The sequence below is a fragment of the Haemophilus sp. THUN1690 genome (assembly GCF_059704375.1).
This window is the reverse complement of the sequence record NZ_AP046582.1, coordinates 433406-447154: the sequence shown is the minus strand read 5'-3', so window position 1 is coordinate 447154 and position 13749 is coordinate 433406. Positions and strand designations below refer to the sequence as shown.

Annotated in this window: 12 protein-coding genes; 5 read left to right on the top strand and 7 right to left on the bottom strand. The window is 39.0% G+C overall.

Features of this window, described 5'->3' with window-relative positions; genetic code table 11:
* Nucleotides 1–111: 111 nt before the first annotated feature.
* The 3 genes from wecA to map form a co-directional block, all read right to left on the bottom strand.
* On the bottom strand, nt 112–1179 hold the full coding sequence (wecA, locus tag AC6H22_RS02140; RefSeq protein ID WP_005628399.1) for a UDP-N-acetylglucosamine--undecaprenyl-phosphate N-acetylglucosaminephosphotransferase: 1068 nt from the start codon (nt 1177–1179) through the stop codon (nt 112–114).
* A 75-nt stretch (nt 1180–1254) separates the two neighbouring features.
* On the bottom strand, nt 1255–3846 hold the full coding sequence (gene glnD / locus AC6H22_RS02135; protein ID WP_114892593.1) for a bifunctional uridylyltransferase/uridylyl-removing protein GlnD: 2592 nt from the start codon (nt 3844–3846) through the stop codon (nt 1255–1257).
* 93 nt (nt 3847–3939) lie between these two features.
* On the bottom strand, nt 3940–4746 hold the full coding sequence (gene map, locus AC6H22_RS02130; RefSeq protein WP_046953542.1) for a type I methionyl aminopeptidase: 807 nt from the start codon (nt 4744–4746) through the stop codon (nt 3940–3942).
* A 136-nt stretch (nt 4747–4882) separates the two neighbouring features.
* On the opposite strand from map, the gene erpA reads away from it, so the two are divergent.
* From erpA to argG, 5 genes are all read left to right on the top strand, one after another.
* A complete protein-coding gene (erpA, locus tag AC6H22_RS02125) occupies nt 4883–5227 on the top strand; it encodes an iron-sulfur cluster insertion protein ErpA (protein ID WP_005628395.1) in 345 nt (114 codons plus the stop codon).
* Between the two features lies 1 nt (nt 5228).
* Nucleotides 5229–5582 carry a YacL family protein gene (locus AC6H22_RS02120; protein WP_032825703.1) on the top strand — a complete coding sequence of 118 codons (354 nt, stop codon included), beginning with the start codon at nt 5229–5231 and terminating at the stop codon, nt 5580–5582.
* Between the two features lie 6 nt (nt 5583–5588).
* Nucleotides 5589–7946: a penicillin-binding protein 1B gene (gene mrcB / locus AC6H22_RS02115; RefSeq protein ID WP_005628393.1), complete on the top strand. Its 2358-nt coding sequence runs from the start codon at nt 5589–5591 to the stop codon at nt 7944–7946.
* A gap of 168 nt (nt 7947–8114) precedes the next feature.
* Complete coding sequence (locus tag AC6H22_RS02110) at nt 8115–8987, top strand: phosphoribosylaminoimidazolesuccinocarboxamide synthase (protein ID WP_046953543.1); 873 nt, start codon at nt 8115–8117, stop codon at nt 8985–8987.
* 176 nt (nt 8988–9163) lie between these two features.
* The gene (gene argG / locus AC6H22_RS02105; RefSeq protein WP_005628389.1) at nt 9164–10498 is read left to right on the top strand and encodes an argininosuccinate synthase; all 1335 of its coding nucleotides are present in this window, start codon (nt 9164–9166) and stop codon (nt 10496–10498) included.
* 69 nt (nt 10499–10567) lie between these two features.
* On the opposite strand, the gene AC6H22_RS02100 is transcribed toward argG, so the two are convergent.
* The 4 genes from AC6H22_RS02100 to AC6H22_RS02085 form a co-directional block, all read right to left on the bottom strand.
* Nucleotides 10568–10951 carry a hypothetical protein gene (locus AC6H22_RS02100; protein WP_497515256.1) on the bottom strand — a complete coding sequence of 128 codons (384 nt, stop codon included), beginning with the start codon at nt 10949–10951 and terminating at the stop codon, nt 10568–10570.
* A 61-nt stretch (nt 10952–11012) separates the two neighbouring features.
* The gene (manZ, locus tag AC6H22_RS02095) at nt 11013–11846 is read right to left on the bottom strand and encodes a PTS mannose transporter subunit IID (RefSeq protein ID WP_497515255.1); all 834 of its coding nucleotides are present in this window, start codon (nt 11844–11846) and stop codon (nt 11013–11015) included.
* Nucleotides 11847–11856: 10 nt separating this feature from the next.
* On the bottom strand, nt 11857–12651 hold the full coding sequence (locus AC6H22_RS02090) for a PTS mannose/fructose/sorbose transporter subunit IIC (RefSeq protein WP_005628385.1): 795 nt from the start codon (nt 12649–12651) through the stop codon (nt 11857–11859).
* An 11-nt stretch (nt 12652–12662) separates the two neighbouring features.
* On the bottom strand, nt 12663–13649 hold the full coding sequence (locus AC6H22_RS02085; RefSeq protein WP_046953545.1) for a mannose/fructose/sorbose PTS transporter subunit IIA: 987 nt from the start codon (nt 13647–13649) through the stop codon (nt 12663–12665).
* Between the last annotated feature and the right edge of the window lie 100 nt (nt 13650–13749).

Here is a 13749-nt window from a genome sequence, read left to right as displayed (position 1 = left end):
AAGGCTGGGGATTTTTTCTATCTATAAGAATAGATCGTCAAAATGTTAAAAAGCGCGGCGAATTTTCTCAAAAATAAAGGCTTGTGATTTAATAACACAAGCCTTTATTTTTTATGCTTTCTTCAATCGTTTTGCGCGACGTTTCATTCTTCTGACCCAACGAGTTATTCGCCATGCACGCGTAATTGAATAGACATAAAGGAAAAATAAAATGAAAAAGCCGACAAACATCGCCCACTCATTCACATAATAAACTTCCCCTAAAATACCGATAGTTGCACAAATTGCAGAAACAAACGTAATCAATAAAAAGGCTTGTCTTGATGTTAAACCTGCTCTCACCATTAAATGATGAACGTGTAAACGATCTGGGCGGAATGGGCTTTTACCTTTACGTACACGGCGATAAATAATCGCAACCATATCAATCAAAGGAATCGCAATAATCCAAAGTGCGGTTACTGGATTCATAGGATGCCCTTTTCCTTGCGTACTCAATAACAAAATCCAAATAATGGTAAATCCAATTAATGTACTCCCCGCATCCCCCATAAACACCTTATATTTTGGGCCAAATGGAATCCCTAGATTGAGCATCAAATAAGGTAAAATCGACACGATTAAAGCAAAACTCCAATGCGCCATATCCATTTGCCCATCTCGATACATCAAGAAACCAATCGCGGCAAAAGAAACGCAAGAAAGCCCACCGAGCAATCCATCAATACCATCAATCATATTAAAGGCATTAATAATCGCGATAGTGGCAAAGACGGTAATAATCAAACCAATTGAACCCAGCGTTAACTGGAAAGGCCCTAAAATTTGACCTAGATGATCAAGATAAACATTCCCAAGATCGATCATTAAAATAGCCAGTATTGCTTGAATCCCAGCTCTTAAGAAAGGACTGATATCAAATCGATCATCTAAAATCCCAATCGCCAATAAAACAAAAATACTGAACAAATAGAGATACGGTAATCGAAGTTGATCCCATTCCATCAGGTAATAGCAAAGATTTCCAACAAAAAGCGATACGCCACCGATTAGCGGAATTGCACCTTGATGACGTTTACGATAGTTTGGCTTATCAACTAATCCAATCCAATTGGCAACTGGTCGCATCACAATCAATGTTAAAAATGCGCCAAGGAAAGTAACAAAAATACTCAGCATAGTGTGACCCTAAAATGTTTTTGTAAAGGATAACATAAGGCAAATTTACCTAGAAATATATTTTTATAAAAAGGACTATCCAATATTTCGATACAGCACGTTACGTAATATTTCTCTTTGTTGAGAATCCAGAGCTTGTCCAAATTGGTTCGTCAAAATAAAAAAGTCCTCAGCTTTCTCGCCCACAGTGGTAATTTTCGCATTCAATAAATTGAGATTTAACTCACTGAAAATCTGGCTCACTTGGGCTAATAAACCCGGTTTATCCAACGCAACCAGTTCCATTTCAGTATGCTCTTTTTTGTTTTCATGTAAAAAACGCACGTCTGTTTGTACAGTAAAATGTTGAAGCTGACGATTCGGCGCAATAGAAAGTGCGGGTAATTTTTCACTTTGAAGGGCTAATGTTAGGGCTTGCTCTAGTTCTCGGCGACGATCAAATTCCACTAATTCACCGTTAAGTTCTGTGATGATAAAGCTATCAAAAACATAACCATCTTGTGTCGTAATAATCTGCGCATCATGGATACTGAATTTTTTTGCGCCAATGGTACTCACCACTTTATTAAATAAGTGCGGTTGATCTTGGCAATAAATAAACACTTCCGTGCCGCCAAGTGAAAAGCGATTACTAATTTTCACTAATAATGATTCAGCGAAATCCACCAACAAACTTGTATGCCACGCAATTTGTTTTGGCGTATTACGCACAAAATAATCTTCAGGACAACAAGCCCATAATTGCTCAATAAAGATTGGTGCAATATCTGAATAATCCTGCGTTAAAATTTGTTGTGCAAGTTTTCGGTTTTCTTCCGATTTTTCTGAATAATCAAGCAATTCTTTCATGCCTTGTGCAAATTGCTGTTCGGTAAATTCATATAAAGAGGCAAAAAGCGAACGTTTCCAGCTATTCCATAAATTGCTGTTGGTAGCACAAATATCCGCCACCGTTAAACAGGTGAGATAATCTAATCGAACTTGATTTTGCACAGCTTCCGCAAAATTCATGACGACTTCAGGATCATGAATATCACGGCGTTGCGCCGTAATTGACATCAGCAAATGGGATTTTACGAGCCAAGCAAGGGTATCAATTTCTCGACGATCTAAACCATGTAATTGCGCAAAGTCTGCCACATCTTCTACGCCAAGCTCTGCGTGATCACCGCCCCGCCCTTTTGCAATATCGTGGAACAACGCCGCAATATAAAGTAAAGAGCGGTCAGAAAGTTGACTAAAAATTCGATGAGCAATGGGATGTTCTTCCGCACTTTCCTGTGACAGAAAACTTTCCAATTTCAACATCACGCGCAATGTATGCTCATCCACCGTATAAATATGAAATAAATCAAATTGCATTAAGCCCTCAATGGCTTGCCATTGCGGAAGATACGCAGTTAATACGCCATATTGGTGCATCGGCATAAACGCACGCTTAATCGCATTAGGTTGATTAAACAAACGTAAAAATTTTTCTCGAGCCTCAGGGATTTCACATAATTTTTGTGGTAATTGCTCTAAGGAAATTTGTAATTGACGCAAGGTATCTGAATGAATATCAGCCTGTTCATACTGCGTTAAATAAAAGAATATATCTAAAATTCGCGCTGGTTTTTCTTGAAAAACAAGGCTATTACGCAAACATAAGGATTGGTTAATCAGTTGAAAATCATCGTCTAATTGGTCAATCACAGTATCCTGATTTGATGAGAGCACATTTTCTCGATAATGCTGAATCAGCAAATTACTAATCAGCGAAATTCGGTGCAATGCTTGGAAAAAACATTTCATCATTTTTTCCACAGCTTGATTGCCTTCCCCTCGGAAACCCAACAATTCACTGACTTTAATTTGACGATCAAACAACAGACGATTATCGTAACGTTTCAAAATCAAATGCAAAGCGAACCGCACTTTAAATAAAAATGCACGACTTTCTTGTAGTTGCTGATATTCTTGAGGATAAATAAAACCACTTTGTAAAATGGCCTCAAGGGTCAGCGCCCCCGAATGGCGCAAAGCCACCCAATACAACAAATGCAAATCACGCAAACCACCAGGGCTATACTTAATATCTGGCTCAAGGTTATAAGCCGTATTGTGATAACGCTGATAACGTTCTATTTGCTCTTGCACTTTGGCGTTAAAAAAATCCTCTTTCGACCAAAAATCAGCACGTTTTACCAATTCATTTAGCGCATCAAAGTGCGGTCGATTTCCAGTGAGAAATCTTGCTTCTAATAAATTGGTGGCAATCGTAATATCTTGTTTTCCTTCCGATTCGCATTGTTCTAAGGTTCGAACACTATTTCCCACCTCAAAGCCACAATCCCATAAAAATTGGATAAATTGAGTAATTTTTTCTTCAATTTCTGGGCTAGGTATTTGCTCGACCAAAATTAAAAAATCTAAATCCGACAAAGGAAACATCTCACGCCGTCCATAACCGCCCACCGCAATTAAAGAAATGCCTTGCTGTTCACTTAATCCTATTTCCTGCCAAAGTTGAATCAATAAGGAATCATAAAAATCACAGCGATTTTCAATAAGCTCAAAAATGGAATAACGAGAAAAATTCTCGAGCTCAAATTGCTTGAGATTTTCTCGTTCAATTTTGACCGTACTTGGCGTTAAAGGAGAAGATAATGACAAAGGAAACAGCATGTTGATTGCCTTTTAGTGGTTCGAGGTGGCGTTATTATAAAGAAAAATAAAAAGGGCGTATATCTACGCCCTTATCTTATAATTTAATATCAATTACACATTCACCATAATCCGTGAAATTCGGCCTTCCGCAATTTCTTCATCACGAATAGTCATTACTTCACAACCTGTTTCGGTGACAACAATTTGATGTTCGTATTGTGCTGAATGACTACGATCTTTGGTTTTTACTGTCCAACCATCTCCCATCACGCGCACTTCTTTTTTGCCCGCGTTAATCATTGGCTCAATCGTAAACACCATACCTGGTTTTAAAATCACACCGCCATCATCTGCGTAATAATGCAATACTTGAGGTTCGCAGTGAAATTCTGTACCAACACCATGTCCGCAATATTCACGCACAACGCTGAAAGTTTGACTTTCAGTATATTTTTGCACGGCTTTACCTATTTCATTTAAACGAATACCTGGTTTTACTGTACGCAATCCCACATATAGGGCTTCTTGTGCCGCTTCCACTAATTTTTTACTACGAATATTCGTTTCTCCGCCCACGATATACATTTTTGAGTTATCACCAAAATAACCGTCTTTAATCACCGTGACATCAATGTTCACAATATCGCCATTTTTAAGCACTTTATCTTCACTTGGAATACCGTGACAGACGACTTCGTTAATGGAAATACAGGTAGCCTTTGGGAAACCGTGATAATTCAAACACGCAGGGATAACCTTTTGTTCATTCACCATATATTCATGGCAAATTCGATCAAGTTCACCTGTAGTTACGCCTGCTTTTACGTAAGGTTCAATCATCACTAGCACATCAGAAGCCAATTTGCAGGCCTCACGTAGTTTTACAATTTCTTTTTCTGTTCTAATTGGAATAGCCATTTTATTTCACCTTTTTTGAAAAAAATTTTGCCAGATTATAGCACGATTTCTAGGAAAAAACTGGATTACACTTGAATGGAGTAAATGGTTATTAGATAATAACGGAATTCAAATTTTCGGGAAGCGGGAAATAATTATGACAGATAACATTGCAGTACCATTGATATTTACTGATGCAGCAGCGAATAAAGTAAAAAGTTTAATCAGCGAAGAAGAAAATACTAATTTGAAATTACGCGTGTATATCACGGGTGGTGGCTGTAGCGGTTTCCAATATGGTTTTACTTTTGATGAAAAAGTGAATGAAGGTGATTTAACGATTGAAAAATCAGGGGTTCAACTTGTGATTGACCCAATGAGTTTACAGTATTTAATCGGTGGTACCGTCGATTACACTGAAGGTTTAGAAGGCTCACGCTTTACTGTAAATAATCCAAATGCTACCAGCACTTGTGGCTGTGGTTCATCCTTTAGTATCTAAGATGGATTTTCAATTTACACATTATCAAGGCAATGTATCCGTAAAATGTTCGATGGAACACATTGCTCTTGCTAACTGGTTCAATACAGAAGTGCGGTCAAATCCAAAGGCGATTTTGACCGCACTTTCTACTGCGCAATCACTCTCTGAAAATCAAGAAGAGATCTTAATCGGCGCAGAATATACATTGTTTTTAGATGCTGATGAAATAATGGTGAGAGCGAATAATCTCGCCATTGAAACAGATGAAATTCTGGAAGACGATTTTCATTATTATGATGAAGAAAGCATCGCTTTTTGTGGCACGCAAGATTTTATTCATTTTCTCGAAGCTTATGTTGATTTTATCTCTTAACCGACTATGACCACCGAAAACGTTCAAAAAAATCCCGAAGAAAAAATACCTAAAAAACGCAGTTCTTTCAAAAGCTTTCTATTAAAAGTAGCGTTTACTGGTGCGGTATTAACTGTATTTTATGGCGGATATTTAGATTGGCAAATCCGTTCGAAAATGGACGGGCAAATTTGGCGTCTGCCCGCTGAAGTATATAGCCGCATTGAAAGTGTGAAAATTGCCGATAATCTCGCTTTCGATGAAGTGATTCAAATTTTATTAGATAACGAATATCGCCAAACGACCATGGTTGCTGCACCAGGCGATTTTAAATTAGAAGATGATACCATTGTAGTTCTTCGTCGAGCTTTCCCTTTCCCTGATAAACCAGAACCACAACGAGTTTTACGTTTACGTTTTGTCGATAACAAACTTAATCGAATTGAAGATCTCGTTGCCGTAAAAGCAATCGATGAATTTCGCCTTGCGCCAAAATTGATTGCAATGTTGGAATCTGATAATGAAGATCGCCTTGCAATTCCTTTACAAAATTACCCGCGCTTATTGATTGACGCCTTAATTTTAACGGAAGATCGCCGTTTTTATGATCATCATGGTATAAACCCAGTGGGGATTATACGAGCATTAATTACCAATATCCGTGCGGGGCAAACGGTACAAGGTGGGAGTACGCTCACTCAACAACTCGTGAAAAATTTATTTTTATCAAGCGAACGTACGATTACCCGTAAAGCGAACGAAGCCTTGATGTCATTGGTGTTAGATTGGCGTTATGATAAAAATCGTATTCTCGAAACCTATCTCAATGAAATTTATCTCGGACAAAATGGCGATACGCAAATTCATGGTTTTGAGTTAGCCAGCCAATTCTATTTTGGTCGTTCGATTCGTGAAATTAGCTTAGATCAAATTGCACTTTTAGTCGGTATGGTCAAAGGTCCTTCACTTTATAATCCTTGGCGTAATCCTCAAAATGCCTTAGAACGTCGTAATGTTGTTTTAAAGCTCATGCTTGAACATAAAATGATCGGTGATGAACTTTACCAATTATTAAGCCAACGACCTTTAGGTGTTCAACAAAAAGGACAAATCTCCCGTAAATATCCGTCATTTATTCAAACTTTACAGGCAGATTTACGTCGTGAACTAGGCGAACATAAAATATCCAGCTTACTTGGCGCACGGATTTTCACCACAATGGATTTAAAACAACAAGCCCAAGCAGAAAATGCAGTGGTGAATACAGTTTCACAACTACAACTGAAAACGAAAAATCCATATTTAGAAGGAGCCATGATTGTTGCCGATTACCGCGTGGGTGAAATTCGTGCGGTAGTAGGTGGTTTGCAAACACAATATGCGGGCTTTAATCGCGCATTAATGGCAAAGCGTCAGATTGGTTCTTTAGTAAAACCTTCTATTTATTTGACCGCACTTTCGAATCCAGAACAGTTCCGTTTGAATACCCCAATTAATAACCAGCCAATTACGATTAATGTTAAAGGTAGCCCGCCGTGGCAGCCGCGCAACTATGACAAAAAATATAGTGGTTCAGTGATGTTAATGGATGCCTTAGCGCGTTCTTTAAATATTCCGACTGTGAATATTGGGATGAAAGTCGGCTTGAGCAAAGTCATTGATACACAAAAAGCGATGGGATGGGATAATGTGGAAATTCCAAAAGTGCCGGCTATGTTGCTCGGGGCTTATACCATCTCACCTTATGATGTAACTAAACTTTATCAAACTATTGCGAATCAAGGTGGACGGATTGAACTCACAACTGTCGATACCATTGCGGATCGTCAAGGAAATATCATTTATCAACATGATAAAACCGCAAAACAAGTGGTCCCACAAGAAGCCGCATTCCAAACGTTATTTGCGATGCAACAAACTGTTGAACGTGGTACAGCTCGTAGCTTGCAAAATGATTATGCAGATTTACGTTTAGCTGGTAAAACAGGGACAACAAATGATGCCCGTGATACTTGGTTTGTGGGGATCGATGGAAAAAATATCAGCACAGTTTGGCTTGGTCGCGATGATAATGGCGAAACCAAACTCACTGGTGCATCAGGCGCATTACAGATTTATAAAGATTATTTAAGCCATACTTATATTGAGAAATTGAAGCTAAATAAACCTGCGAATATGAAATGGGTTGGCATTACCCAACATGGCAGCTGGGATTGTGACAGCAATCGAGTGATCCCAGTTTGGGTGAATAATGGGCAAAATTTCTGTGGAGGCACACCAAATGCTTCTCCATCGCCAGCTACTCCACCAGCTGAAACAGAAATTTCTCCTCGACAAGAAAGCGTCTGGGATGTATTGGATAACCCAAATCCACCCGCACAATAATTAATCGCGGTATATTTCTAATAATAAGCAAATTTTTTGAAGCGAAAAAACTACACTTCCCCTGAAATTTCAGGGGATTTTTTTATTTCTTTTAAAAAATAGCAAACGTTTGCTTTAAAAATGCGGTACAATACGCACCAGTTTTTACTTTCATACAGGTGCAAAACGATGACACAACAACTCCCCACTCTAAGTCTAAAAAAAATCTATTCAGGTAAAGTACGCGATCTCTATGAAATAGATGATAAACGTATGCTAATGGTTGCTTCTGACCGCTTATCTGCGTTTGACGTTATTTTAGATGATCCCATTCCACGAAAAGGCGAAATCCTGACTCAAATATCCAACTTTTGGTTCAACAAACTTGCTCACATTATGCCGAATCATTTCACTGGCGAGAGTGTTTATGATGTATTGCCAAAAGAAGAAGCTGATTTAGTCAAAGATCGCGCTGTAGTGTGTAAACGTTTGAATCCCATTAAAATTGAATCTATCGTACGTGGCTATTTAACTGGTAGTGGTTTAAAAGATTACAAACAAACTGGTACCATCTGCGGATTAAAACTACCTGAAGGCTTAGTTGAAGCCAGTAAATTACCAGAACCTATTTTCACCCCATCAAGTAAAGAAGCCGTCGGCAATCACGATATAAATATCAGCTATGCTGAATGTGAAAAACTCATCGGGGCTGATTTAGCCGCACAAGTAAAAGAAAAAGCAATCGCACTTTATACTGCTGCTGCAGAATATGCACTGACTAAAGGCATAATTATTTGCGACACAAAATTTGAATTTGGTTTAGATGAAAATGGCACGCTCACCTTAATGGATGAAGTATTAACCCCTGATTCTAGCCGTTTTTGGTCTATCGATACTTACCAAGAAGGGATTAATCCGCCATCATTCGATAAACAATTTGTACGCGATTGGTTAGAAAATAGCGGCTGGAACAAACAAGCTCCCGCACCGAAAGTACCAGAAAATATTATTCAGAAAACGGTTGATAAATATCAGGAAGCACTGGATTTATTAACAAAATAGAGATCAAAATCCCTGCTATTTACAGCGGGGATTTTTATGCATGATGACAACTAAAGATTTTCAGCCTTAATATATAAAAGGCTAGACAAACATAAAAAGTGCGGTTATATTTAAGTGACTTTTTATTCAAATAAAATGATTAATTATGCAATCTAATTTATAAACAAGGAAAAGATATGTCAAATACAATTCTACAACATTTACCTGAAGGGCAAAAAGTCGGTATCGCGTTCTCTGGCGGATTAGACACCAGCGCTGCATTACTTTGGATGCGTCAAAAAGGTGCAGTACCTTATGCATACACCGCCAATTTAGGTCAACCTGATGAAGATGATTACAGCGCAATCCCTAAAAAAGCAATGGCATATGGTGCAGAAAATGCTCGCTTAATTGATTGTCGTTCTCAACTTGCTCATGAAGGCATTGCGGCAATTCAATGCGGTGCATTCCATATTTCAACAGGCGGAATTCCTTACTTCAATACGACTCCACTTGGTCGCGCAGTAACCGGCACAATGCTCGTTGCGGCAATGAAAGAAGACGATGTGAATATTTGGGGCGATGGCTCTACATTCAAAGGGAATGACATCGAACGTTTCTATCGTTATGGTTTATTAACAAACCCGAATTTAAAAATCTATAAACCTTGGTTAGATCCACAGTTTATTGAAGAACTCGGCGGTCGTTTCGAAATGTCTCAATTTCTTATCGAAAATGGTTTTGACTATAAGATGTCCGTTGAAAAAGCCTATTCGACCGATTCCAATATGCTGGGTGCAACCCATGAAGCAAAAGACTTAGAGCAATTAAGCACAGGCATGAAAATTGTTAAACCAATTATGGGTGTCGCATTTTGGGATGACAAGGTAGAAATTAAACCAGAAACAGTAACTGTCACGTTTGAAGAAGGCGTCCCTGTCGCATTAAATGGTAAACGTTTTGATAATGCTGTTGATATTATTCTAGAAGCCAATCGTATCGGTGGGCGTCATGGTTTAGGAATGTCAGACCAAATCGAAAACCGTATTATTGAAGCCAAATCTCGTGGTATTTATGAAGCACCAGGAATGGCATTATTGCATATCGCTTACGAACGTTTAGTAACTGGTATTCACAATGAAGATACCATCGAACAATATCGTATTAATGGTATCCGTTTAGGCCGTTTGTTATATCAAGGTCGTTGGTTTGATCCACAAGCATTAATGCTGCGTGAAACAGCACAACGTTGGGTGGCAAAAGCAATTACGGGTACAGTAACCCTTGAACTTCGTCGTGGTAACGACTTCACTATCTTAAATACCGAATCACCAAACTTAACCTACGAAGCAGAGCGTTTAAGTATGGAAAAAGTGGAAGATGCACCATTTGATCCAATTGATCGTATCGGTCAATTAACTATGCGTAATTTAGATGTATCGGACACCCGAGGTAAACTTGGCATCTATGCACAAACAGGTTTATTAAGCGCAATTAAAGATTCAGTCTTGCCACAATTAGGCAAGAAATAAGATAAAAGTGAGGTAAAAACTGACCGCACTTTTCCGCTTATAAAAATGGCTACTTCATGTAGCCATTTTTTATTCACCCATCTTTTCTAATTCACCTTGAGAAAATGCTTGCAGCTTATGGATTTCATTTTTCGCTTTGTCAGAAAGCACTTTATTATCCTTTAGCATCTGCTCTGAACGCGCCATAATAAAACGTAAATAATCATAGTTTTGCGTTTTTTCAAATAAAGCCAGTGCTTGATACATATCAGCAAAATCCTTATTTGCTTGGGTAAGCAACATCTTTTGCCCAACCAAAACAATTAGTGCTAATGCCAATGCAATGACAGTGCCATAGCCATTTGTTGGATAATAAAGCAACCCTCCTATAACAAATAAGCCTGAAACCAGTCGAGAGCTGTTTTTAATATAAGTTTCAGTGGGTGGTGCTTGGATAAGTTCAGATAATTTCATTCAAATTCACCATAAAAAATAAGGGCGTTATCATCGCCCTTATTATTAACTTTCGCAAGGATTATGCAAGAATACCGGCCCAGTAACCTAAAATCCCTAAACCAAATAAACCGAAGATAATGACCATAGCATTCACTTTTTTACGTAATAAATACATACATAAGAAAGTCAGTAATAAGGCTAATAAACCTGGAAGTAGATCATTTAATACGCCTTGCAAGGTGACCACAACTTCTTCACCTAATTGGTTTTTATAGCGTGTAAGTTCTAATGGGACATTAATACTTGTCCATTTAGAAACAAGCGAGCCCATGACAAAGAGACCAAGAATAGAAGCACCTTGAGTGATTTTTTGTAAACGTCCACCGCCCATATCAGAAACGATTTCAGTGCCTTTTTCATAACCATATTTGAAACCATACCAGCGAGTAACAGCACGGATCATATTGATTAAGATAAAAAACAATAATGGACCTAAAATGCTACCTGTTAAGGCAATTCCAGCACCAAGTGCAGCTAAAACTGGACGTAAAGTTCCCCAGAAAATAGGATCGCCTACACCAGCTAGAGGCCCCATAAGTCCAACTTTTACACCGCTAATTGCCGCATCATCCACATCTTGTGCGCCATTCGCACGCTCTTGTTCCATTGCAGCAGTCACGCCCATAATTGCAGACCCGACCCAAGGTTGAGTATTAAAAAATTCAAGATGGCGTTTTAATGCCGCAGCTTGATCTTCTTTTTTGCTATATAGGCGTTTGATTGTTGGGATCATCGAAACACAAAATCCCATTGATTGCATACGTTCAAAGTTAAATGAACCTAAAAGGAACGTTGAACGGAAATAAGTACTTAAAATATCACCCTTGGTAAGAGTTACTTTTTGTTCTGACATAATGCGCTCCTTATAGACCTTCTAATTCGTTATCAGCAAGTTTTCTTTTGCTTGCCACTGGCATTGCGACCTGGTTAAAACGCGGATTTAATTGGATATAAAGCATTGCTAAACAAGTACCAAGAATACCCAATCCAACTAAGTTGTAATTAGTAAAGGAAGCAATAACAAAACCAAGGAAGAAGAATGGCATTAATGCACCTGCGCGCATCATATTAATCACCATTGCATAACCCACTACGACGATAAATCCACCCGCAATTTGTAAGCCACGAGTAATCACTTCAGGAATTGCATCTAATGCGCTAGTTACAGCATCTGTACCTGCGACCAAACCAACTGCTAATGCTGGAATTGCAACACGCAATGCTTGTAAGGAAAGCCCTGCAAAATGGCAAAGTTCAATCCCACGGAAATTAGCTTGCTCAGCAAATTTATCCGCTTTATGTTGTAAGAAGATCGTTAGTGTACGTACGAAAATAGTAAGCACTTGACCTGCAGCAGCAACTGGTACCGCGATAGCAATCGCCGTACCCACAGATTGACCGCCTTTAATAACAAGAATCGCGGAGATCACACTAGCAAGTGCTGCATCTGGCGCCATAGCAGCTCCAACGTTCATCCAACCTAGCGCGATCATTTCTAATGTACCGCCAAGGATAATACCGGTTTCAAGATCGCCTAATACCAAGCCAATCATCGTACAAGCAAAAAGTGGACGGTGGGTTTGGCGCTCATCTAATACGCTCCCCATACCGCAAATTGCCGCGACAAGCACGACTAAAATGAGTTCCATTGTTGACATAAAATGCGCTCCTAGAATTTAATTGAATCAAATTTTTCGCGAGTAAGTTCAACAGGCTTATTCACAGCCACTTTTTGAAGGGAAAGCTTCACGCCCATATCAAGTAATTTTTTGAATGCAGCGACATTAGATGGATTCACTGTGACTGCATCAGAAAGCTGTTTATTGCCTTCTTTATGCGTCATTCCACCCACGTTAATGGTATCAATACGCAAACCACCTTCGATTAAACGCACTGCATCTTCAGGCTTGGTTACAAGCATTAAAATATTACGGCTCGCATATTTTGGATTGTTGTAAACCTTAATCGCTTTATCCACAGGAATTACATAGGCTTTCAAATGTGGCGGAGCAATTTGAAGAAGCAATTCCTTACGCAATTCATCATTTGCCACTTCATCACTAATAGCAAAAATGGCTTCGCATTTCACTGCTTTTGCCCAAGAAGTAGCGACTTGACCATGAATTAAACGATCATCAATACGCAGTAAGTTGACACTCATACGTCCATTAGGATCGTATTGAGTATTATCTTCTTCGCTTTCTTGTTCTTCTTTTGCTTCCTCTTTTAGAGTTTCAGGTTGAGCGAAAGAGGCAATGTCATCTGGTTTCCGATAACTTTTCACTGCCATTACGCCAACTTCCTTGGCGACATCAGCAAGTGCTTCCGCTGATTTTGCATCATCCTTGGCATCTAATACTTCTAATAACATTGGTAAACTTACGCCAGTGACAATATCGTCTTGAGGGCGTTTTGCCGCTACTCGGGCTGCCGCGTTATACGGGCTACCACCAAATAAATCTACCAAAAATAACACGCTATCTGATGGCGAGCATTCAGCAATAATAGCCTCATACTTTTCCACCAAAGTGTCTTGCCCTTCTCCTGGAACGAATGTTACACCGTGGAGTCCTTCCACCTCACCGAACACCATTTCAGAAGAATTGACCAACTCAGCAGCAAGCTTGCCGTGAGCTGCAACGATTACTTGAATCATTGGATACTCCTAAGGTTGAAATAAATCCTCAAAAGCATAGAGTAAACAGTTGCCTAACTCAAGATAATTATAAGTGCTTGTACCATTAAAATTGACATAC

Bases quoted from the DNA above. Each gene is read 5' to 3' on its own strand.
- AC6H22_RS02090 (WP_005628385.1), bottom strand. From the start codon at position 12,651: ATGTCAACAATGGAACTCATTTTAGTCGTGCTTGTCGCGGCAATTTGC.
- erpA (WP_005628395.1), top strand. From the start codon at position 4,883: ATGACAGATAACATTGCAGTACCATTGATATTTACTGATGCAGCAGCG.
- glnD (WP_114892593.1), bottom strand. From the start codon at position 3,846: ATGCTGTTTCCTTTGTCATTATCTTCTCCTTTAACGCCAAGTACGGTC.
- map (WP_046953542.1), bottom strand. From the start codon at position 4,746: ATGGCTATTCCAATTAGAACAGAAAAAGAAATTGTAAAACTACGTGAG.
- AC6H22_RS02100 (WP_497515256.1), bottom strand. From the start codon at position 10,951: ATGAAATTATCTGAACTTATCCAAGCACCACCCACTGAAACTTATATT.
- mrcB (WP_005628393.1), top strand. From the start codon at position 5,589: ATGACCACCGAAAACGTTCAAAAAAATCCCGAAGAAAAAATACCTAAA.
- AC6H22_RS02120 (WP_032825703.1), top strand. From the start codon at position 5,229: ATGGATTTTCAATTTACACATTATCAAGGCAATGTATCCGTAAAATGT.
- manZ (WP_497515255.1), bottom strand. From the start codon at position 11,846: ATGTCAGAACAAAAAGTAACTCTTACCAAGGGTGATATTTTAAGTACT.
- AC6H22_RS02110 (WP_046953543.1), top strand. From the start codon at position 8,115: ATGACACAACAACTCCCCACTCTAAGTCTAAAAAAAATCTATTCAGGT.
- wecA (WP_005628399.1), bottom strand. From the start codon at position 1,179: ATGCTGAGTATTTTTGTTACTTTCCTTGGCGCATTTTTAACATTGATT.
- AC6H22_RS02085 (WP_046953545.1), bottom strand. From the start codon at position 13,649: ATGATTCAAGTAATCGTTGCAGCTCACGGCAAGCTTGCTGCTGAGTTG.
- argG (WP_005628389.1), top strand. From the start codon at position 9,164: ATGTCAAATACAATTCTACAACATTTACCTGAAGGGCAAAAAGTCGGT.